This window comes from Micromonospora sp. NPDC023966, from assembly GCF_040639095.1.
Lineage (GTDB): Bacteria > Actinomycetota > Actinomycetes > Mycobacteriales > Micromonosporaceae > Micromonospora.
Map to the genome: position 1 here is coordinate 1 of NZ_JBEZZJ010000030.1, position 20,551 is coordinate 20,551.

A 20,551-nucleotide genomic window follows, 5' to 3' on the forward strand; every position below is an offset into this window, starting at 1 on the left:
CCGGGGCGCCGCGGTGCTTCGCCGACGGGGGGCCCCGCCTCGTGCCCGCCTTCGGCCGCCCGGTACGGCGGGGGGACCGCACGTGTCCGGTCCGGCCGGCCCGCCGGGCAGTCGCCCGGCGGGCCGGCGGCGGTGGTCAGCCCTGCGGCCGGGGGCAGAGGCAGAACGGGTGGCTGACCGGGTCGAGCAGCACGGTCCACCGCTCGCCGCCGGGCTGGAACTCCGGCCGCGTCGCGCCGGCCGCCACCAGGTCCTTCTCCGTCAGGGTCACGTCGTCGACGTAGAGGTCGAGGTGGTACCGCTTGCCGGCGGTCTCGTCCGGCCAGGCCGGCGGCGCGTATCCGGGCACCAGGCCGAAGCCGATCGAGGTACCGTCCTTGCTGATCATGGCGTATTCGGCCTGGCTGTGGGTGACCTCCCAGCCGAGGGCGCGGGAGTAGAAGGCGGCGTGGGCCACCGGGTCGGAGCTGTCGAGGTTGACCATCGCGAGGTCGGCGTGCGCTGTCATGCCGGTAGTCTGCCGCCGGTACCTGCCATCTGCTGTCAGGTTCGTCCGGCGGATTGCCGCGGCCTGCCGCCCGGTCGCCGACCCGGCACAACTTCCTGCGGGCCGGCCCGCCGGTCTCTACCGTCGGTGGTGATGGGCAGGGAACGGGCGGGGAGCCGGCCGGCCCGGCGCCGCCGCCGGCCGGTACGCGCCGGCGTGCTGGTCGCCGGGCTCGGGCTGGGCACCTGCCTGGTCGGGGTGGCCGGGCTCGGCGTCTGGAACGTGCAGGTGGTGCTCCAGGCCAACGGCCCGGTCCGCGACACCGCCGACGCGTTCTTCCGCCAGGTCGCGGCCGGGGAGACCGACCAGGCGTACGACAAGCTGTGCCGGGAGGCACGCGGGAAGTGGAGCCAGGTCGGCTTCGGCAGTTGGGTGCGCACCCCGCCGCAGGTCAGCGGCTACGAGATCGTCGACGTGTCGGTGCAGACCCGGGGCGGCCGGCCGCGCGGCACGGTGACGGTGCGGCTGATCCGCGACGGCGGCGGCGGCGAGGAGCGGGAACTGCCGGTGGTGCAGGAGGACGGGAAGTGGCGGGTCTGCGGGGACCCGTTCTGACCCCGGTCACCGCAGGGCCGGCTCGATCCACACGGCGGCGTCGTCGCAGGCGGTCAGGCCGATGCCCTCAACCTTCAGCACCAGCCGGAGCCCGTCGGCGACCGGCACGTCCACCGCGGCGGTGTTCCCGAGCGTCAGATCCCGGCGGAAGACCGTCTCGTCGTCGACCTTCACGGCGAACTCGGTGCGGTAGTCGCCCGGTGCGGTGTCGGCCACGCCGACGGTGGCCTGGAACCGGGTGAACCGCTTGCCGAGGTTGAACGACTCCGCCTGGTCGTTGGTGGCGAAGCAGGTCGACGCGACGACGCTGTTCTCGTACCGCTGCCCGTTGACGGTCTCCGGGCGGTGCCGCCAGCCCTCGCCGCCCTCGACGGGCGACAGGTCGAACAACCAGGTCCCACCGCCGGCGGGGGCCGGCGGAGCGCTGGTGCTGGTGCGGGTGGAGCTGGTGGGTGCCGCGTCGCCGCCGTGCTGCGCCGCCGTGCTCGGCGCCCGGGCCGGTGCGGTCCGCAGGGCGTAGCCGAAGATCGCCGCTCCGGCGACCGCGACGGCCAGGCCCACCAGCGCGGTCCGGTCGACCGGCTGCCCCAGGCGGCGTACCAGGAGGTAGCCGCCGGCCAGGACGGCGCCCGCGCTGGCCGCCAGGACGATGGGCCGCCCACCGCCGGTGAGCAGCGCGGCCACCGCCGCCACGTCGGCGATCACGCCGACGCCCTGCGGCAGCAGCCGCGCGGGGCGTGCGGCCGTGGGCCCGTCCGGTGCCGTGGTCATGAAGTCTGCCCGCACGGGCCGTTTGTATCAGGCCCGCGCCCGTCAGGCGCGGGGGCCGAGGTCCCCGGAGCGGTAGTGGCGCCGGCACAGCACCTGGTAGCGCACGTCGGCGCTGTCCACGGTGTCGCCGATGACGACCTGCTCGCCCTCGCGCGCCACCCGTCCCTCGACGACCCGGGCGTTGAGCCGCCCCTCCCGGCCGCACCAGCAGAGCACCTCGATCTGGATGCGGGCAACCTCGTCGGCGAGTTCGAACAGCCGCTGGGCCGCCGGGAACAGGCAGGAGCGGAAGTCGGTGGCCAGGCCGAAGGCGTAGACGTCGACGTCGAAGTTGTCGACCAGGTCGGCCATCTGCTCGATGTGCGCCAGGTTGTAGAAGGACGCCTCGTCGCAGATCAGGTAGTCGACGCGGACCCCCTCGGCCCAGGCGTCGCGGACCAGGTCGCGCAGGTCCAGCTCGTCGGTCACCTCGACCGCGGAGTGGGCCAGCCCGATGCGGGTGGTGACCTGCGGGCCCAGCGAGCGGTCGATGCGGGTGGTGACCAGGCCGCGCCGGCCCTGCCGGGCGTGGTTGTAGTTCATCTGCAGGGCCATCGTGGACTTGCCGCAGTCCATCGGCCCCCAGAAGAACTTCAGCGCGGCGGCGTGCAGCGGCCGGCCGTCGACGCCGCGAGCGGCGGCGCAGCCGCCGGCACGGTCGTCGCCGGGGCCCGGCAGGGGTCGGGCCAGGCAGATCGGGGCGGCGGCGTCGTCGGTCACGACGGGGCAGCCTAGCTCATCGATGCGGAAGGATCTTGCCCGCGCGCGGCGGCGCGGGCAAGCCTCACAGCACCCGGGGCGGGGTGTTGCCGGCGGCCACGATGGCCCGGCGGATCGGCACGGCGGCCAGCAGCGCGAACCCGACCACGAAGAAGATCAGCAGGGAGACCAGGCCCACCCGGTACGAGGAGGTGAGCTGGAACACCAGGCCGAAGGCGAGCGGCCCGAGCCAGCTGGTGCCCTTGTCGCTGATCTCGTAGAAGCCGTAGTACTCGCCCTCCTTGCCGGTGGGGATGAGCTGGCTGAACAGCGAGCGGCTCAGCGCCTGGCTGCCGCCGAGCACCAGGCCGATGCACCCGCCGAGCACCATGAACGGCAGCGGCGCCTCGGCGGGCAGCCGGAACGCGGCGATGATCACCCCGGTCCAGAGCACCAGGGACAGCAGCACGGTCTTCCAGGCGCCGATGCGCCGGGCCAGGGCGCCCAGCGCGAGCGCGCCGCCGAAGGCCAGGAACTGCACCAGCAGGATGGTCACGATCAGGGTGTTCTGCTCCAGCCGCAGCTCCTTGGTGCCGTACTGGCTGGCCAGGGTGATGACGGTCTGGATGCCGTCGTTGTAGATCAGGAAGGCGAGCAGGAAGAACAGCGTCAGCGGGTACGCCTTGATGTTCTTCAGGGTGCGGCCGAGCTGGCGGAACCCGTCGGTGAGCACGTTGCGGCCGCCGGCCCGGGCCTCGGCGGCGGCCGCGGCGGCGGGGTGTTCGCGCAGCCAGCGCAGCGGCAGCAGGGTGAACGCCGCCCACCACACGCCGGCCGAGACGATCGACCAGCGGGCCAGGTCCAGGGTGCGCTGCGGGTTGCCCTCCTCGCTGAGCAGGTTGACCGCGACCAGGTTCAGCGCGAGCAGCACGCCGCCGCCGAGGTAGCCGATGGCCCAGCCGCGGCTGGAGATGGCATCGCGGTCGTCGGGGCCGCCGAGTTGTGGCAGGAACGAGTTGTAGACGACCACGGCGGCGCCGAAGGAGATGTTGGCGATCAGGAAGAGCACCCCCCCGAGCAGGTAGCGCTCGCCGGTGACGAACGCGAACGCGATGGTCGCGCCGGCGCCGGTGAACGCGGCGGCGGCCAGCAGCGGCTTCTTGTGCCTCGACCGGTCGGCGACCGCCCCGATCACGGGCAGCACGAAGACGGTGAGGAACACCGACAGCGAGATCAGGTACGGGTAGTAGGAGCCCGCGGCGACCCGGATGCCCAGCGGGTGCACGGCCCCGTCGCAGCTGTCGGCGCCGAGCTCGCAGCCGGCGGCCAGCTCGGTGACGGTGGTGAGGAACGGGCCGAGGAAGACCGTGATCACCGTGGTCTGGAAGGCGGAGTTCGCCCAGTCGTAGAAGTACCAGCCGGTGCGTTCGCGACGGCTGCTGCCCGGGCGGGCGGGCTCGTCGACGGCGGGGGCGACCGTTGCGGCCATCGGGGTCCTCGGGGTTCAGGCGGCCCAGTGGCCGCGGCTGCGGTAGACGTCGCGCAGCACGCCGACGTGATCGGTCATGATGCCATCCACACCAAGATCAAGTAACTCGTGCATCTCGGCGGGTTCGTCGATCGTCCAGACGTGCACCTGCAACCCGAGCCGGTGGCAGTAGTCGAGGAACCGCCGGTCGACCACGGGCACCCGGCCGTACCGGACGGGGACCTGGGCGGCGGCCACCGACGGGGGCAGCCGCAGCGGCCGCCCGTGCAGCGAGGCCATCCGCAGCCGGGCCACCCCGCGCATGCCGAGGCTGGTGGCGACCTTCGCCCCGGCCAGGGCGCGCAGCCGGGCCAGCCGGGCGTCGCTGAACGAGGCGAGCAGCACCCGGTCGCCGGCGCCGGTCCGGGTGACCGTGTCGACGGTCGGCACGACGCCCCCGTCGGCCTTGACGTCGACGTTGAACCGGACCTCGGGCCAGGCGCCGAGGACCTCGTCGAGGCGGGGCACCACGGCGGCGCCGCCGACGCGTACCGAGGCCAGGTCGGCCCAGCGCAGGTCGGCGATGCGGCCCCGCTCGCCGGTGACCCGCCGCAGGGTGGCGTCGTGGAAGATCACCGGTACGCCGTCGGCGGTGGCGTGCACGTCGGTCTCCACGTATCGGTAGCCCAGCGCGATGGCGCGGGCGAACGCGGCGGCGGTGTTCTCGTCGCCGTCGGCCGCGCCGCCGCGGTGGGCGAAGGCCAGCGGCGCGGGGGCGTCGAGGTAGCCGTGACGGGGCTGCACGCGGGAAGTATGCCGCGCGCGGGTGGCGTCCGGGTGACCGGCCGCCATCGCCGCAGCTAACTTCCCCATCGTTCCCTGTAACCCCTATGATGGGGAGCGATGGGGAACGACATGTACTCGGTGGAGCAGGTCGCGGAGCTGCTCGGGCTGCACGTGCGCACCGTGCGCGGCTACATCCGCCGCGGCCGGCTGCGCGCCGTGCGGATCGGCAAGCAGTACCGCATCGCCCGCGCCGACGTGGACGCGCTGACCGGCCGGCCCGCGCCGGTGGCCGGCGCGCCGGCGGTAGAGGTGTCGAGCATCGTGCAGGTCGACGGCGTCGACCGGGCCGCGGCCGACCGCCTCGCCACGCTGGTGCTGGCCGGCGTCAACACCCACCACGACACCGCGCGCCCGCTGCGCGTGCAGACCGTCCACGACGAGGAACGCCACCGCATGAAGATCGTGATCCTGGGCGACGCCGCCGCCACCGCCGACCTGCTGCGCCTGGTCGACGCCGTGCTCGCCGGCGACAACGGCCTGCTGACCGGGACGGAGACCAGCGATGCCTGACGTGCTGGAGGAGCGGGCCGGGGTGCCGGTGCTGGTCTGCGACCCGGCCGGCCCGCCGATGGCCACCACCGAGGCGGCCCTCGACCTGATCGGCGGCGCGGCCTTCGGCGGCGCCGAGGTGGTCGCCGTGCCCGCCGGCCGGCTCGACCCGAGCTTCTTCGCCCTGGGCACCCGCTTCGCCGGGGAGGTCATGCAGAAGTTCGTCAACTACCGGCTGCGGCTGGTCGTCGTCGGCGACATCTCCGCGCACCTGGCGACCAGCGGCGCGCTGCGCGCCCTGGTGGCCGAGTCCAACCGCCACGACCACGTCTGGTTCCTGCCCGACCTGGCCGCCCTCGACGAGCGGCTGCGCGCGCGCTGACCGCTCAGCGCACCCAGCCGGCGGTCAGCGCGGTCACCCCGAGGCCGTCGGGGTCGGCCAGCTTGACGCCGACGAACTGCCGGGCGGCGGGGGAGGTCTGCACCCGGGGCGGGGGCTCCGGGTCGACCAGCGTCGCCACGACCGCGGCGGCGGCGTCCGCCGGCGACTGCGCGGCGGCGAACGCGGCGGCGCTGCGATCCAGGTACGCGCGCAGCGCCGGCCCGTACACCCCGGCGGCGGCGACGGCGGCCTCCGGGTCGAGGCCGACGTTGGCCACGAACTCGCTGGCCACCGCGCCGGGCTCGATCACCGTGACGCTGACCCCGACGGTGGCGGCGACCGGGGCGAGGCTCTCCATGAATCCCTCGACGGCGAACTTCGCCGCGCAGTACGCCTCGTTGAACGGCTGCCCTACCACCCCGCCGACGCTGGTCACGGTGATCAGCCGCCCCCGGGTGGCGCGCAGGTGCGGCAGGGCGGCCCGGGTGACGTGCAGGACGCCGAAGAAGTTGACCTCCATGACCGCCCGGACGTCGCCGACGGTCTCCCGTTCGAGGGTGCCGACGTGCCCGGCGCCGGCGTTGTTGACCACCGCGTCGAGCCGGCCGTGGCGGGCGACCACGTCGGCCACGCAGGCGGCCGCCGCGGCCTGGTCGACGACGTCGAGCCCGCGTACCTCCAGCAGATCGCCGACCCCGGCGGCGTCGGCGGCGGCGCGCAGCCGGTCGGCCCGGGCGGGGTCGCGCAGGGTCGCCACGGTGCGCCAGCCGGCGCGGGCCGCGCCCACGGCGGTCTCCAGGCCGATGCCGGTGGACGTGCCGGTGATCAGCACGGTGGGTGCGCTCACGGGTGCCTCCTGCCGCCACCGTCTCACCGTCCGGGCGGGCGCGGCGGCGAATCGGCGGCATCAGCTCCAGTCGGTCCGGTAGCCCTCGTGGCGCAGCAGCTCCAGCAGTTCGGCGTCGGTGGGCCGGTGCAGCCGGTCCAGCGCGGCGCGCAGCGTCCCGACCTCGACCGGGTCCGGCCCTTGCACCTCGACCGCCCGCACCCGGCCGCCGTCGGCCCGGTAGAGGGCGGTGGAGGGGCTGCTGTTGTCGGTCTTGCGGGTCACGATCAGCGTCTCGCCGGCACCCAGGTCGGTGCAGGTACGCAGCCGGGGCGAGCCGCAGTCGACCCCCTCGGGCAACCCGGTCTCCGGTTGCGGGACGCGCAGCCCCCACATCACCGGCACGCTCCGGCCGTCGCCGACGCCCAGGTCGTAGGCCACCTCGAGGCCGCCCCGGTCGAGCCAGGCGACGTTGCCGGGGCGGGCCGTCCCGTCGGGGATCAGCAGCTGCTCCCGCGGCCACGGCGACCCCCCGGTCAGGCTGATCACGTCGCGCTGGTCCTTGGCCCGGTGGTACGCGGCCCGCAGCCCGGCGTACCCGAGCCCTCCGACGACGAGCAGCACCAGGACGACCAGGGCGAGGCGGCGCGGCAGGCCGTTCATCCGACCGGCCCGCGGCGGTGCGACCGGCTGGTGTCGAGCGGGCGGCCCGGGTCGACGTGGCGGGGCCGGTCCGGCTCGTCGGGGCGCAGCGGCGCCAGGCCGGCGGTGATCGCGTCGATGATCCGGTCGGTGGCACGCCGGGCGCGGCCCGCCGAACCGGGGGGCAGGTCGCACAGCGTCACCGGGGCGCCGAAGTGCACCCGGATGACCGGCCGCCGTCGCACCGCGCGGGCCAGGCCGCGCAGCATGCCCTTCGGCGCCCGGTAGGGCAGCACCTCGTGGGAGCCCCACTGGGCGACCGGGACGACGGGGGCGCCGCCGGCGAAGGCGAGCCGGGCGGCGCCGGTCTTGCCCCGCTCGGGCCACATGCCGGGGTCCAGGCCGATACGCCCCTCCGGGTAGACCAGCACCACCGAGCCGCGAGCCACCGCGCCGGCGGCGATCTCCAGGGAGTGGTGCGCGGAGCTGGTGCCCCGGTCGACGCGGATGTGCCCGGCGTGGCGCATCAGCGGCCCGACCACCGGGGCCCGGAACAGCCCGCCGGTGGCCATGATCCGCGGGTGGATGCCGCGGACCTGGCACGCCGCGGCGAGCACCACGGGGTCGAAGGGGCTGATGTGATTGGCGGCCAGGACCAGGGGTCCTCGGCGCATCTCGTCCGGCACGTCGCCGCTGACCTCGAGCCGGGCGACCAGGCCGACGAGGCCGCGGGCGGCCAGTTGCGCGGCGCGCCACAGCAGGGGCGCCCGCCAGTGGGTGATCGGGGTGTCCATCAGTGCTGGATGGTCGCACGCGCCAGGGTGAGCCGGAGACCCGAGGGCGGAGGTGATCAGGGTCATTGGTCCCGGGCCGGTTCGGGCCCTGCGGCCCTGCCCAATCCTCTACGACGCCGAGTAGTATTTACTACGTCTCGTAGTACGCACAGCTGGGGGTTTCAGGTGGACGCGTTGGACGTCGCCCGCTGGCAGTTCGGTGTCACCACCGTCTACCACTTTCTCTTCGTGCCCTTGACCATCGGCCTGTCCGTGCTGGTGGCCATCCTCCAGACCCTGTGGCACCGCACCGGCAACGAGCGGTACCTCAAGCTCACCAAGTTCTACGGCAAGCTCTTCCTGATCAACTTCGCGATGGGCGTGGTCACCGGCATCGTGCAGGAGTTCCAGTTCGGCATGAACTGGAGCGACTACTCGCGCTTCGTCGGCGACATCTTCGGCGCGCCCCTGGCGATCGAAGCCCTCGTCGCGTTCTTCCTGGAGTCCACCTTCATCGGCCTGTGGATCTTCGGGTGGGACCGGCTGCCCAAGCGGCTGCACCTGGCCGCCATCTGGGCCGCGGCCATCGGCACCAACCTGTCCGCCTACTTCATCCTCGCCGCGAACTCGTTCATGCAGAACCCGGTCGGCTACCGGATCAACCCGCAGACCGGCCGCGCCGAACTGACCGACTTCGTCGCCGTGCTCACCAACAAGGTCGCCCTGATCACCTTCCCGCACACCCTGGCCGGGGCGTTCCTGGTCGCCGGGTCGCTGATCGTCGCCGTCGGGCTGTGGCACGTCATCCGCAACCGGGGCGGCGCCGACACCGACGCCTACCGCTTCGCCACGAAGTTCGGCTCCTGGGTGGTGCTGGTCGCCGCGGCGCTGGTGCTGTTCACCGGCGACATCCAGGGCAAGATCATGACCCAGGTGCAGCCGATGAAGATGGCCGCCGCCGAGGGCCTCTACACCACCGAGAGCCCCGCCTCGTTCTCCGTGCTCACCGTCGGCAGCCTCGACGGCAGCCGGGAGCTGTTCGCCCTCAAGATCCCGTACCTGCTGTCCTACCTCGGCACCGGCGACCCGCACGGCACCGTGCACGGCATCAACGACCTCCAGGCCCAGTACGCCACCCAGTACGGCGCCGGCAGCTACACCCCGATCATCCCGGTCACCTACTGGAGCTTCCGCTTCATGATCGTCCTCGGGATGGCCGCCGCCGCGATCGCCCTGATCGTCCTCTGGACCCAGCGCAAGGGCCGCACCCCGTCGAGCCGCTGGCTGCTGCGCGCCGGCCTGGTCATGCCGGCCCTGCCGCTGCTGGCCAACTCCTTCGGCTGGATCTTCACCGAGATGGGCCGCCAGCCGTGGATCGTCTTCGGCGAGATGCTCACCCGCAACGGCGTGTCCCGCAGCGTCTCGCTGGCCGAGGTGCTCACCTCGTTCACCGCCTTCACCCTCATCTACGCCACCCTCGCGGTCATCGAGTTCAAGCTGCTGATCCGCTACGCCAAGGCCGGCGTGCCCGACCTGACTCCAGCCCCTGAACCAGCCGACACCGACGACGCCGATCGCCCGCTGGCGTTCGCCTACTGACCCCCGGAGCCCACCGTGGAACTGACGACCGTCTGGTTTCTCCTCGTCGCCGTGCTGTTCACCGGCTATTTCATCCTCGAAGGCTTCGACTTCGGCGTCGGCATGCTGCTGCCCGTGCTCGGCCGCGACGACCGGGAACGCCGCGTCCTGATCAACACCATCGGCCCGGTCTGGGACGGCAACGAGGTCTGGCTGATCACCGCCGGCGGCGCCATGTTCGCCGCCTTCCCCGAGTGGTACGCCACCCTCTTCTCCGGCTTCTACCTGCCGCTGCTGCTGATCCTGCTCGCCCTGATCGCCCGCGGGGTGGCCTTCGAGTACCGGCACAAGCGCCCCGAGGCGTCCTGGAAGCGCCGCTGGGACCAGGCCATCTTCGTCGGCTCGCTGGTGCCGGCGATCCTGTGGGGCGTCGCCTTCGCCAACATCCTGCGCGGCGTGCCGCTGACCGCCGACCACGAGTACGCCGGCGGCCTGCTCGACCTGCTCAACCCGTACGCCCTGCTCGGCGGGGTGACCACCCTCGGCCTGTTCCTCACCCACGGCGCGGTGTTCATCGCCCTGAAGACCAGCGGCGAGATCCGGCAGCGGGCCGGCGCGCTGGCCGTCCGGCTCGGCGCCGGCACCGCCGTGGTGGCCGTGGCCTTCCTGGCCTGGACGCTGAGCATCCGCTCCAGCGCGGCCGCCGTCGTGCTCGCCACCGGTGCCGCCCTCGCCCTGCTCGCCGGCCTCGCCGCCGCCCGGGCGCGCCGTGAGGGCTGGGCGTTCACCGGCACCGCCGTGGCCATCGCCCTGGCCGTGGCGACCCTGTTCGCCGCGCTGTTCCCGAACGTGCTGCCGTCCACCCTGGACGCCGCCGGCACGCTGACCGCGACCAACGCCGCCTCGACCCCCTACACCCTGAAGATCATGACCTGGGTGGCCGTGGTGTTCACCCCGATCGTGCTGGCCTACCAGGGCTGGACCTACTGGGTGTTCCGCAAGCGCATCGGGGTACAGAACATCCCGCAACACTGACGATCCTGCGGGCGCGGGTGGCGCGGGGCCGGTGCGAGGGGGTCGCACCGGCCCCGCGGCGCGAGCAGGGCAGGTCAGTCGGTCGCCCGCTCGTCCGCCCACACCCGGCCGGAGTTCCACGGGTTCTCCGGGTGGAACGGGCCGTCGGAGGGCTGAGGCTCCCGGCCCCTGGCCACGTCGTATTCCGTACGCAGCCGCTGCGCCCGCCGCGCCAGCCCGGCGACGTCCACCGCCGGCCGGTACAGCGACGCCCACAGCTCCTCGTCCAACCGGATCGCCGCAGCCTCCCACGGCGCCTCCGGCTCGTCGGGCTCCTCGCCGTCCTCCATCGCCGCCAGCCGGTACGCCGCCTCCGACCGGGCCCGCAACGCCAGGACGTCCGTGACCGACCGGAACGGCCACTGCTCCAGCGGTAGCGCCCACGGTCGGGTCCGTCCGATCCGCGCCACTCCCAGCGCCTTGACCAGCGCGAACAACAGATCGTCCGCCTCGACCGGATGGTCGTGCCCCAACACCTCGCGCAGCCGTGTCGCGTCGGCCCGCAGCCCCGCCGCCGCCGACCAGGCCACCAGCTCCGCGACCACGTCGTCAGCGCTCCGTCCGACCGGCCCCGGCATGCCACGCGGCTGGTGCCGGTACACCCCGCACGGCCCGTCGGTGTCCCACAGGTGCGTCAACGGCCCCACCACACCCGGCGTCGCCGTCGCCAGCACTGCGCAGTCGCCGTCACTGACGTACGCGGCGAGGACGGGGTGACCGGTCGACGTGGCGAGCGCCCCGGCGGGGGCGAGCAGGTCCGGGGGATCGTTCCACCCGGTGGTCTCCACCAGCTGCCAGCCGTCGCCCAGCTCCCGCAGCCACCGGTGCCGGTGCCCGAACCCGCCGATGCCGTCCTGGTCGACCAGCAGCCCGCCGGGCCGCGCCAGCACCACCGTGCCCCAGTAACCCACCCGGGCACCCTATGCGCGCGAGCGCCCCGGTGCGGCGCCACGGCAGCCGCCCTCCCAGGGGCGACCCGCCGGCGCGCACCTCAACGCGCCCGTGGTCGGCCCGCCGGGGCGACGGGCCGACCACGCGGACGATCAGACTAGGTCCACGCGCTCCCACTCGACCGGGTAGCCGGCCCGGGCGAAGGTGGCGGCCATCGGCGCGTTGCCCTGGTCGGTGGCGGCCACGATCGCGTCGGCGCCCGCCTCGACCAGCAGGTGGGTGGCCTCGACCAGCAGGTCGTAGGCGTAGCCGTGGCCCCGCTGTCCGGGCAGCACGCCGACGAACCCCACGACGTGGTGGGTCGGGTTGCGGGCCGGCACGACCAGTCCGGCCGGCTCGCCGTCCGGGGTGAACGCCGTCCGCCACCAGTCCCGCGGGCTCGGCATCCAGCGCAGCAGGTCCAGGTCTTCCTGCGCCGCGGCCAGCGGGCCGTGCGCGGCCGCCGCGGCCCGGTAGTGGGCGTCCAGGCTGCCCTCACCGATGCGGCACAGCATGTCCAGGATCACCGCGTCATCCGGTTCGGGCCGGAACTCCAGCCGCCTCGGCCGGGCCGGCAGGCCGCACCCGGGAGTCCAGCGGTAGCGGTACCGCTCGACCAGCACCCGCATGCCGGCCGCCGTCGCGGCGTCGATGCGGGCCTGCGCCTGCGCGCGCACCGCGGGGTTCTCCCGCCAGTGATGGGGGAGCAGGATCGAGTACTCGGCGCGCAACGGCGCGATGCGCAGCAACTCGACCGCGGCCTGCGCGTCGGTGAAGTCGAACCAGTCCAGCGCCAGCGGCGCCGGGTCGTCCGGCCCGGCCCACCAGGCGGCCCGGGCGACCACCACCCCGTCGCGCAGGGCCACCCAGGTCCACTCCGGGCGGAAGCCGCCGCCGGCGTAGGTCTCGCCGAGCAGGGTCCGCCCGACCAGCCCGGGGTCGGGCAGGGAGTCGAAGAGATGTTCCTCGCCCGCGACGAGCGGGCGAATGACCAGATCGGTCATGAAGGTCCTTCCAGGAAGCGGTGCGCTCCCCGGTTCAGGAACCCGGCGTCCTCGCAGGGAGGTGGGAGCGCATGACAGTCGTACGGGTCATGGCGCTCACCTCCCTCCGGTCTCGTCGAGGACGCGGCGGAACGATAGCAGAGCGCCCGCGCCCCGGCCGGGGTGTTTTCCGGCCGGGGCGCGGGCGACGGGCTCAGCGGGCTTCGCGCAGCTCCGCCAGCCGGGCCTCGATCTCGGCCAGCTCGGCGCGCAGCTTCTCCGCCTGCTGCTCCGCCTCGGCCCGCTCGGCGGCCAGGATCTGCTCCACCGCCTCCTGCACCCCGGGCACGTCGACCAGCGCCACCATCCGCAGCGCCTCGGCCGGCTTCACCACGTACGGCTTGGCGAGGGCCTTGGCGCCCTGCTGCGCCGCCACCGTCCACTCGCCCTCGGCGTAGGCCAGCGTCACCGTCAGCCCGGCCGGGCTCTTCGGCTTGACCGCCTTCACCGCCCGCCGCGCCGGCTTCGGCTCCGCCTGCTGCTCCACCCTCGGCTCCTCCCGCCGCGGCGCCGGCACCGGCGGCGCGTCCAACACGAACTCCGGCTCCGCCGGCGGCTCCTCGGCCGGTGGTTCCGGCTTCGGCTCCGCCGGCCGCCGCCCGGCCCCCTTCGGCGCGATCGCCACGTCGGTGGGGGAGAAGGGCAGCTCGTCGCGGCCGAACCGCACCACCACGAACTCCTCGGACGCCTCCGGGTCGGTCAGCTCCACCACCTGCCCGAGCTGACCCGCCATCTGCCCGGCCGCCGCCGTGAACACCACCTTGGGCTTGCGGCCGGCCGCCAGCGCCTCCCGGATGCCCTGTACCTCGTCAGTGGACAAACCCTGGCCCGCCATCACAGCCCTCTTCCGTACACGTGTCTGATGCCTGCCTTGATACCAGCCCGCACCGACAGGCGGAAGATCAACCCCCGGCGACCCAGACGGCCGCCACCTCCTCGGCCACCGCGGCCGCCTGCGCGAACCCCGCCCGCGCCGACGCGGCCCGCCGCGCCGGATCCAGCAGGTTGCGCCCGATCGCCGCCCGCGCCGCCCGGTCCGGCGACACCACCGCCACCCGCGCGCCCGCCGACCGCAGCTGCGCCACCTGGGCCGACAGCCGCGGCATCGGCCCGAACCCGGCCCGCGTCGGCGCCAGCACCACCACCTGCCGCGCGCCCGCCGCCAGGTCCGCGTTCACCGCCGAACGCACCCCGCCGTCGACGAAACGCCGGCCGCCGATGGTCACCGGCGGCCACACGCCCGGCACCGCGCAACTGGCCCCCACCGCGTCCACCAGCGCCACCTCCGAGCCGGCGTCGAAGACCACGAACTCGCCCGAGGCCGCGTCCACCGCGGTCACCAGCAGCCGCCGCGCCGGCCACTGCCGCACCGGCAACCGCGCCGCGATGACCGCCCGCCGCGACTCCTCCGACGGGGTACGCGCAGCCACGGCCATCGCCCCGACCCGGGCCCGCGCCCGCACCGCGTCCCGGCCCCGGGTGCCCGCCCACGCCCAGCGCGCCAGCACCCCCACCCCCAGCCGGGCCGCCACCTCCTGGTGGGCCGGGCGCAACTGCGCGGCGTACAGCTCCTCGACCGGCGTGCCCGAGCACACCTGCGCGCCCACCACGGAACCCGCCGAGGTGCCCACCACCAGCTCCGCGCCTGTGAGGTCCAGCCCCTGCGCGGCCAGCCCGGCCAGCAGCCCCAACTCCCAGGCCACCCCGGTCACGCCACCGCCACCCAGCACCAACGCCCGCGTCATGTGTGACCGTCCTCTCCACCGGGTTCCGCGCCGCCCACGGTAACGTCAGCCCGACCGTCAGGGCAGGGGAGAACACATTGACCTCCGTCACCATCATCACCGGTGGGGGGCGCGGCATCGGCGCGGCCACCGCCCGCCGCCTCGCCGCCGCCGGCCACGACGTCGTCATCGGCTACCGCAGTGACCACGCCGCCGCCGAGGCCGTCCTCGCCGACGTGCGCGCCGCCGGCCGCCGTGGCCTCGCCGTCGCCGCCGACACCGGCGACCCCGAGCAGGTCCAGCGCCTCTTCGACGCCGCCGCCGCGCTGGGCCCGCTCACCGGCCTGGTCAACAACGCCGGCATCACCAGCCCGATCGGACCCTTCGCCGAGCTGCGCGTCGACGACCTGCGCCAGGTCGTCGACGTCAACCTCGTCGGCTACGTCCTCTGCGCCCAGCAGGCCGCCCGCCGGATGACCCACGGCGGCGCCATCGTCAACGTCTCCTCCGCCGCCGCCACCCTCGGCAGCCCCGGCGAATACATCCACTACGCCGCCGTCAAGGCCGCCACCGACACCCTCACCGTCGGCCTGGCCAAGGAACTCGCCCCGCGGGGCATCCGGGTCAACGCCGTCGCCCCGGGCATCATCCGCACCGACATCCACGCCCTCTCCGGCGTGCCCGACCGCCCCGACACCGCGGCCGGCCGCATCCCGCTGGGCCGCGCCGGCGAACCCGACGAGGTCGCCGGCGCCATCGCGTTCCTCCTCGGCCCCGACGCCACCTACACCACCGGCGCCGTCCTGCGCGTCGCCGGCGGCCTCTGACACGCAAGCGGCCCGGGGGAGAGTCGCACCCCCCGGGCCGCTCCGCACCGCGCTCCTAGTGGGTGAACAGCTTCGCCGCCGTGATCACGGTCTGCACCACCCCGTAGCCCAGCAGCGCCGACACCACCGCCCACGACACCACCAGACGGACCCGCTGCCCGCCACCGGCCTGCTCGTTCACGACCCGCTCCTTTCCGCCGCCACCGGCTGCGCACCCTCGACACCGTCCCGGCCCGACGCCGGCTCGTGGAACCGTTCCGGCACCGGCCGGATCAACAGGTTCGCCACGAAACCGACCGCCAGCACCCCGACCATCGTGAACAACGCCGGCCGGTACGCCGCCGCCGTCAACGTGCCCGGCTTGCCCTGCGCGTCCAGGAACGCGTTCACGATCAGCGGACCGGCCACCCCGGCCGCCGACCACGCCGTCAACAACCGGCCGTGGATCGCGCCCACCTCGAACGTGCCGAACAGATCCCGCAGGTACGCCGGCACGGTGGCGAACCCACCGCCGTAGAACGACAGGATCACGCACGCCAACAGCACGAACAGCGCCGTCGCCGCCTGCCCGAACAGGGCCAGCAGCACGTACAGCGCCATGCCCACGCCCAGGTACACCAGGTAGATCGGCTTGCGGCCGATCACGTCCGACGTCGACGACCACACGAACCGGCCGGCCATGTTGAACAGCGACAGCAGCCCCACGAACCCGCCGGCCGCCGCCACCGACACCGCCGAGGTCCCGTTGTCCCGGAAGAAGTCCTGGATCATCGGGCTCGCCTGCTCCAGGATCCCGATCCCCGCCGTCACGTTGCAGAACAGCACCACCCACAGCAGCCAGAACGACCGGGTCTTCACCGCGTTCGCCGCCGACACGTTCGCCGTGGTCACCAGCGGCTTCGCCGCCACCGTCGCCGGGTCGAACCCCGCCGGCCGCCAGTCCGCCGCCGGCACCCGCACGTTGAACACCCCGAACATCATGATCACGAAGTAGCCGACGCCCAACGTCAGAAACAGCCACACCAGCGCGCTGCCCGACGCCGTCGAGCCCGCGTTCGCCGGGTCGTATCCCGGGTCGTAGAACGACAGCAACTGCCGGGACAGGGGAGAGGCCACCATCGCCCCACCACCGAACCCCATGATCGCCAACCCGGTGGCCAGCCCCGGCCGGTCCGGGAACCACTTGATCAACGTGGAGACGGGGGAGATGTAGCCGATCCCCAGCCCGATCCCGCCCAGCACCCCGTACCCCAGATACAGCAGCCACAGCTGCTTCGTCGCGATGCCCAGCGCGCCGACCAGGAAACCCGCGGCCCAGAAACACGCCGAGACGAACATCGCCTTCCGGGGCCCGTTCGCCTCCACCCACGTGCCCGCCACCGCGGCCGACAACCCCAGCATCACGATCGCGATGCTGAAGATCACCCCGATCGCCGTCTGACCCGTGTCGAAGTGCGCGATCAACGAGTTCTTGTACACGCTGGTCGCGTAGACCTGCCCGATGCAGAGATGGATCGCCAACGCCGCCGGGGGTATCAGCCAACGGCTGTAACCCGGCGGCGCGACGGTGTGCCGACGATCGAGTGCGGAAAGCATGGGTGCTTCCTCTCCGGAGAATGGCGAAAATCCCACCCGTTTCATCCCCCCGCGGGGCGCTACGCCGAAACCCACCTCGCGCCGGACGGTCGGAACCCTGAGCCGAACGGTCACCCCACCACCGGGCCGCGCACCCGCCGTCGCCGCACCGTCACGGCACGTCCTGGGCGATCATGAGGGCATGCCACTGCTCACCACCCCGGCCCTGCACCCCGGCGCCCTCGCCAGCCGCCCCCAACCCGACCTCGACGCGGGCGACCTGCGGCTGCGACCCTGGCGACCCGAGGACCGGCCTACCGTCCTCGCCGCGTACGCCGACCCCGCCATCCGCCGCTGGCACTGCCGCGCCATGACCGACGACGAGGCCCGCGATTGGATCGACGCCTGGCCCCGACGGTGGCGGCAGGAGACCGGTGCCGGCTGGGCCGTCACCGACGCCACCGGTGTGCTCGGGCAGATCAGCCTGCGCGCCGTCGACCTGCCCGAGGCCCAGGCCGAGGTGTCGTACTGGGTGCTGCCCGCCGCCCGCGGCCGGCGCGTCGCCGCCCGCGCCCTGAGCGCCCTCACCGCCTTCGGCTTCGACCGGCTCGGCCTGCACCGCGTCTGGCTGCGCCATTCCACCGCCAACCCCGCCTCCTGCCGGGTGGCCGAACGCGCCGGCCTCGCCGCCGAGGGCACCAACCGGGGCGCCGCCCGGCACACCGACGGCTGGCACGACATGCACCTGCACGCCCGGCTACGCACCGACACCTGACCGGCGCCGCGGCGGCGGATGCGACGATGAGCCGGTGAAGATCCTGTCCATCCAGTCCTCCGTCGCCTACGGTCACGTCGGCAACTCCGCCGCCGTCTTCCCCCTGCAACGGCTCCGGCACGAGGTCTGGCCGGTGCTGACCGTGCACTTCTCCAACCACACCGGCTACGGCGCCTGGCGCGGGCCGCTGCTGCCCCCGGCCGACGTCGCCGAGGTGATCGCCGGGATCGAGGACCGCGGCGTGCTCGGCACCGCCGACGCGGTCCTGTCCGGCTACCAGGGCGACCCGGCGATGGGCGCGGTGATCCTCGACGCGGTCGCCCGGGTGAAGGCCGCCAACCCCGACGCCCTGTACTGCTGCGACCCGGTGATGGGCGACGTCGGCCGCGGCATGTTCGTCCGGCCCGGCATCCCCGAGTACCTGCGCGACACCGTCGTTCCGCGCGCGGACATCGTCACCCCGAACCAGTTCGAGCTGGAGTTCCTCGCCGGCCGCAGCACCGACACCCTCGACGACCTGCTCGCCGCCGTCGACGTCGTCCGCGACACCGGACCCCGGCACGTGCTGGTCACCAGCGTGCTGCACGGCGACCTCCCGGAGGGGTCGCTGGAGGTCGTCGCCGTCTCCGACGAGGGCGCCTGGGCGGTCACCACCCCGCTGCTGCCGATCAGCCCCAACGGCGGCGGCGACGTCACCGCCGCGCTGTACCTGGCCCACCTCGCCACGACCGGCTCACCCGAGACGGCGCTGGAACGCACCACCAACTCCATCTACGCCGTCCTCGAGGCGACCCTCGCCGCGGGCACCCGGGAACTGCAGCTCGTCGCCGCCCAGGACGCCATCGCCGACCCGCCCACCCGGTTCGGCGCCCGCCGGCTGCGCTGAGGTGATCTCCGCGGCGCCGGCGGGGGAGAGCGGCCCCGGCACGGACTTCGCCGGACCGCCGTCTCCCGACCGGCCGCTCGCCTAGGCTCGGGGACGACGCAGTCCGGTTCCGCAAGACCCGCGTACGGGCCGGAACGGGCGCCCGTCCCCGCCCAGGCGCGGATGCGGAGGACGCCGGATGGACGAGACCACGTTCGCGGCGCCGGCCTGGGCCTGGGTGGCCGTCGGAGCGGTCATCGCCGTCATGCTCGCCGTCGACGTGTTCTCCCATCGCGACCACCACGTCATCGAACTGCGCGAGGCGCTGCTCTGGAGCGCCGTGTGGATCACCGCCGGGATCGCCTTCGGCCTGATGATCTGGCTCTGGCGCGGCGGCGGGCCGGCGGTGGCGTACTACTCCGGCTACCTGCTGGAGAAGGCCCTGTCGGTCGACAACGTGTTCGTGTTCGCACTGCTGTTCGGCTACTTCCGGGTGGCCCCCGTGTACCAGCACAAGGTGCTCTTCTGGGGGGTGCTCGGGGCGCTGGGCTTCCGGCTGGTCTTCATCTTCGCCGGCGCGGAACTGCTGGACCGGCTGACCTGGGCCGGCCTCGTGCTCGGCGCGTTCCTGATCTGGACCGGCTGGCGCCTCGCCGTCCGCGGCGAACCGGACGTCGACCCCGACCGCAACATCGCCGTCCGGATCTTCCGCCGGCTGGTGCCGACCGAACCCCGCTACCACGACGGCCGCTTCACCGTCCGGGTCGACGGCCGCCGCAAGGGCACCGTGCTGCTGGTCGCGCTGGTGGCGATCGAGGCCACCGACGTGATCTTCGCGATCGACTCCGTCGCGGCGATCCTGGCCATCACCACCAACACGTTCCTGGTCTGGACGGCCAACGCCTTCGCCGTGCTCGGGCTGCGCAGCCTGTACTTCTGCCTGGCCGGTCTGCTGCGACACTTCGGCCACCTGCGCTACGGCCTGGCCGTGCTGCTCGCCTTCGCCGGGGTGAAACTGATCCTCGCCGAGACCCCCGTGGGCAAGCTGCCGGTCTGGCTCACCCTCGCCGTGGTGGTCCTGACCCTCGGCACCGCCATCGCCTGGAGCGTGGTGACCGCCCGCCGGGGCGCCGGGGCCCGGTGACCGGCCGCCACGAGACGTTTTGATCAACCGCCACGCCACCGCGACGCGATGGGCAACCCCGACCCGACGTGGCACGATCTGGCAGGTGACCAGCAGTTCCGACCCGACGCAGCACCTGCGCGACCTCGCCCGGCTGCGCCGCGTCCGCGACCGGATCGACCGCGAGTACGCCCAACCGCTGGACGTCGAGGCGCTCGCCCGCGGCGCCCACATGTCGGCCGGACACCTCAGCCGCCAGTTCCGGCAGGCCTACGGCGAGTCGCCGTACGCCTACCTGATGACCCGGCGCATCGAGCGGGCCATGGCGCTGCTGCGTCGCGGCGACCTCAGCGTCACCGACGTCTGTTTCGCGGTCGGCTGCTCCTCGCTGGGCACCTTCAGCACCCGCTTCACCGAGCTGGTCGGCATGCCGCCGAGCACCTACCGGGCCCGCGCGGCCAGCGGCTCCGGCGAGCTGCCGCCGTGCCTGGCCAAGCAGGTGACCCGACCGATCAGGAATCGAGAAGCGCACGCCGTCACGCCGCACCTAGCCTGACTGCCATGGACATCACCATCAACACCACCGTCCTCCCACACGACGACCCGGAGGCCTCCCTGGCCTTCTACCGCGACGTCCTCGGTTTCGAGGTCCGCAGCGACGTCGGACAGGGCCGGATGCGCTGGATCACCGTCGGCCCCGCCGGGCAGCCCGACACCTCCATCCTGCTGGCGCCGCCGGCCGTCGACCCCGGGATCACCGACGAGGAGCGCCGTACCATCGTCGAGATGATGGCCAAGGGCACCTACGGCTGGATCATGCTGGCCAGCCGCGACCTCGACGGCACCTTCGACAAGCTCCAGGCCGGCGACGCCGAGGTGGTCCAGGAGCCGATCGAGCAGCCCTACGGCGTCCGCGACTGCGCTTTCCGCGACCCCGCGGGCAACCTGATCCGCATCAAGGAGCTGCGCTGACTGTCGGACTCACCTGATCAGATCGAGC

General features: G+C 73.7%; 25 protein-coding genes. 11 read left to right on the top strand and 14 right to left on the bottom strand.

Going from position 1 to position 20,551, the window contains the following annotated elements; genetic code table 11:
* Positions 1-136: 136 nt before the first annotated feature.
* Positions 137-508, bottom strand: a complete 372-nt coding sequence (locus AB0F68_RS27370; RefSeq protein WP_357343341.1) for a VOC family protein — start codon at positions 506-508, stop codon at positions 137-139.
* Positions 509-640: 132 nt separating this feature from the next.
* Here AB0F68_RS27370 and AB0F68_RS27375 point away from each other — a divergent pair, with 132 nt between their 5' ends.
* A complete protein-coding gene (locus AB0F68_RS27375; protein ID WP_357343343.1) occupies positions 641-1,102 on the top strand; it encodes a hypothetical protein in 462 nt (153 codons plus the stop codon).
* A 6-nt stretch (positions 1,103-1,108) separates the two neighbouring features.
* On the opposite strand, the gene AB0F68_RS27380 is transcribed toward AB0F68_RS27375, so the two are convergent.
* The 4 genes from AB0F68_RS27380 to AB0F68_RS27395 all read right to left on the bottom strand — a co-directional run bounded on the left by AB0F68_RS27380 (position 1,109) and on the right by AB0F68_RS27395 (position 4,883).
* Complete coding sequence (locus AB0F68_RS27380) at positions 1,109-1,888, bottom strand: NPCBM/NEW2 domain-containing protein (protein WP_357343346.1); 780 nt, start codon at positions 1,886-1,888, stop codon at positions 1,109-1,111.
* Positions 1,889-1,915: 27 nt separating this feature from the next.
* On the bottom strand, positions 1,916-2,590 hold the full coding sequence (locus tag AB0F68_RS27385) for a thymidine kinase (RefSeq protein ID WP_357343482.1): 675 nt from the start codon (positions 2,588-2,590) through the stop codon (positions 1,916-1,918).
* A gap of 106 nt (positions 2,591-2,696) precedes the next feature.
* Entirely contained in the window at positions 2,697-4,100 is a 1,404-nt protein-coding gene (locus AB0F68_RS27390; protein ID WP_357343348.1) for an MFS transporter, read from the bottom strand.
* A gap of 15 nt (positions 4,101-4,115) precedes the next feature.
* Positions 4,116-4,883, bottom strand: a complete 768-nt coding sequence (locus tag AB0F68_RS27395; RefSeq protein WP_357343350.1) for a glycerophosphodiester phosphodiesterase family protein — start codon at positions 4,881-4,883, stop codon at positions 4,116-4,118.
* 99 nt (positions 4,884-4,982) lie between these two features.
* On the opposite strand from AB0F68_RS27395, the gene AB0F68_RS27400 reads away from it, so the two are divergent.
* Together AB0F68_RS27400 and AB0F68_RS27405 are read left to right on the top strand one after the other, a co-directional pair.
* Entirely contained in the window at positions 4,983-5,435 is a 453-nt protein-coding gene (locus AB0F68_RS27400) for a helix-turn-helix domain-containing protein (protein ID WP_357343352.1), read from the top strand.
* On the top strand, positions 5,428-5,796 hold the full coding sequence (locus AB0F68_RS27405) for a DUF4180 domain-containing protein (protein ID WP_357343354.1): 369 nt from the start codon (positions 5,428-5,430) through the stop codon (positions 5,794-5,796). The genes AB0F68_RS27400 and AB0F68_RS27405 overlap by 8 nt, the downstream gene beginning before the upstream one ends.
* 4 nt (positions 5,797-5,800) lie before the next feature.
* Here the strand turns inward: AB0F68_RS27405 and AB0F68_RS27410 are convergent, their stop codons facing one another.
* The 3 genes from AB0F68_RS27410 to AB0F68_RS27420 are packed head-to-tail and all read right to left on the bottom strand — an operon-like array spanning position 5,801 to position 8,058.
* Entirely contained in the window at positions 5,801-6,643 is an 843-nt protein-coding gene (locus AB0F68_RS27410) for an SDR family NAD(P)-dependent oxidoreductase (RefSeq protein ID WP_357343356.1), read from the bottom strand.
* Positions 6,644-6,703: 60 nt separating this feature from the next.
* Entirely contained in the window at positions 6,704-7,285 is a 582-nt protein-coding gene (locus AB0F68_RS27415; protein ID WP_357343358.1) for a hypothetical protein, read from the bottom strand.
* Complete coding sequence (locus AB0F68_RS27420; RefSeq protein WP_357343360.1) at positions 7,282-8,058, bottom strand: lysophospholipid acyltransferase family protein; 777 nt, start codon at positions 8,056-8,058, stop codon at positions 7,282-7,284. The genes AB0F68_RS27415 and AB0F68_RS27420 overlap by 4 nt, the downstream gene beginning before the upstream one ends.
* A 165-nt stretch (positions 8,059-8,223) precedes the next feature.
* Between AB0F68_RS27420 and AB0F68_RS27425 the strand changes: the two genes are divergently transcribed.
* Positions 8,224-9,636, top strand: a complete 1,413-nt coding sequence (locus AB0F68_RS27425) for a cytochrome ubiquinol oxidase subunit I (RefSeq protein ID WP_357343361.1) — start codon at positions 8,224-8,226, stop codon at positions 9,634-9,636.
* Positions 9,637-9,651: 15 nt separating this feature from the next.
* The gene (cydB, locus tag AB0F68_RS27430; protein WP_357343363.1) at positions 9,652-10,650 is read left to right on the top strand and encodes a cytochrome d ubiquinol oxidase subunit II; all 999 of its coding nucleotides are present in this window, start codon (positions 9,652-9,654) and stop codon (positions 10,648-10,650) included.
* Positions 10,651-10,724: 74 nt separating this feature from the next.
* Here the strand turns inward: cydB and AB0F68_RS27435 are convergent, their stop codons facing one another.
* The 4 genes from AB0F68_RS27435 to AB0F68_RS27450 form a co-directional block, all read right to left on the bottom strand.
* Positions 10,725-11,600 (bottom strand): hypothetical protein, encoded by an 876-nt coding sequence (locus AB0F68_RS27435; RefSeq protein ID WP_357343365.1) that lies wholly within the window; start codon positions 11,598-11,600, stop codon positions 10,725-10,727.
* A gap of 132 nt (positions 11,601-11,732) precedes the next feature.
* The gene (locus AB0F68_RS27440; RefSeq protein ID WP_357343367.1) at positions 11,733-12,623 is read right to left on the bottom strand and encodes a GNAT family N-acetyltransferase; all 891 of its coding nucleotides are present in this window, start codon (positions 12,621-12,623) and stop codon (positions 11,733-11,735) included.
* Between the two features lie 193 nt (positions 12,624-12,816).
* Positions 12,817-13,497 carry a hypothetical protein gene (locus tag AB0F68_RS27445; protein WP_357343369.1) on the bottom strand — a complete coding sequence of 227 codons (681 nt, stop codon included), beginning with the start codon at positions 13,495-13,497 and terminating at the stop codon, positions 12,817-12,819.
* 67 nt (positions 13,498-13,564) lie between these two features.
* Complete coding sequence (locus AB0F68_RS27450) at positions 13,565-14,407, bottom strand: patatin-like phospholipase family protein (RefSeq protein ID WP_357343371.1); 843 nt, start codon at positions 14,405-14,407, stop codon at positions 13,565-13,567.
* Positions 14,408-14,484: 77 nt separating this feature from the next.
* Between AB0F68_RS27450 and AB0F68_RS27455 the strand changes: the two genes are divergently transcribed.
* On the top strand, positions 14,485-15,213 hold the full coding sequence (locus tag AB0F68_RS27455) for an SDR family oxidoreductase (protein WP_357343373.1): 729 nt from the start codon (positions 14,485-14,487) through the stop codon (positions 15,211-15,213).
* Positions 15,214-15,268: 55 nt separating this feature from the next.
* On the opposite strand, the gene AB0F68_RS27460 is transcribed toward AB0F68_RS27455, so the two are convergent.
* Together AB0F68_RS27460 and AB0F68_RS27465 are read right to left on the bottom strand one after the other, a co-directional pair.
* Complete coding sequence (locus AB0F68_RS27460) at positions 15,269-15,394, bottom strand: hypothetical protein (protein ID WP_357343375.1); 126 nt, start codon at positions 15,392-15,394, stop codon at positions 15,269-15,271.
* Positions 15,391-16,809 carry an OFA family MFS transporter gene (locus AB0F68_RS27465; RefSeq protein WP_357343377.1) on the bottom strand — a complete coding sequence of 473 codons (1,419 nt, stop codon included), beginning with the start codon at positions 16,807-16,809 and terminating at the stop codon, positions 15,391-15,393. The genes AB0F68_RS27460 and AB0F68_RS27465 overlap by 4 nt, the downstream gene beginning before the upstream one ends.
* 181 nt (positions 16,810-16,990) lie before the next feature.
* On the opposite strand from AB0F68_RS27465, the gene AB0F68_RS27470 reads away from it, so the two are divergent.
* The 5 genes from AB0F68_RS27470 to AB0F68_RS27490 all read left to right on the top strand — a co-directional run bounded on the left by AB0F68_RS27470 (position 16,991) and on the right by AB0F68_RS27490 (position 20,523).
* The gene (locus AB0F68_RS27470) at positions 16,991-17,563 is read left to right on the top strand and encodes a GNAT family N-acetyltransferase (protein WP_357343379.1); all 573 of its coding nucleotides are present in this window, start codon (positions 16,991-16,993) and stop codon (positions 17,561-17,563) included.
* A 34-nt stretch (positions 17,564-17,597) separates the two neighbouring features.
* Positions 17,598-18,449, top strand: coding sequence for a pyridoxal kinase PdxY (gene pdxY / locus AB0F68_RS27475; protein ID WP_357343380.1), 852 nt, complete (start codon positions 17,598-17,600; stop codon positions 18,447-18,449).
* Positions 18,450-18,627: 178 nt separating this feature from the next.
* Positions 18,628-19,572, top strand: coding sequence for a TerC family protein (locus AB0F68_RS27480; RefSeq protein ID WP_357343383.1), 945 nt, complete (start codon positions 18,628-18,630; stop codon positions 19,570-19,572).
* 85 nt (positions 19,573-19,657) lie between these two features.
* On the top strand, positions 19,658-20,107 hold the full coding sequence (locus AB0F68_RS27485) for a helix-turn-helix transcriptional regulator (protein WP_357343385.1): 450 nt from the start codon (positions 19,658-19,660) through the stop codon (positions 20,105-20,107).
* 5 nt (positions 20,108-20,112) lie between these two features.
* Positions 20,113-20,523 carry a VOC family protein gene (locus AB0F68_RS27490; protein WP_357343387.1) on the top strand — a complete coding sequence of 137 codons (411 nt, stop codon included), beginning with the start codon at positions 20,113-20,115 and terminating at the stop codon, positions 20,521-20,523.
* Positions 20,524-20,551: the final 28 nt, after the last annotated feature.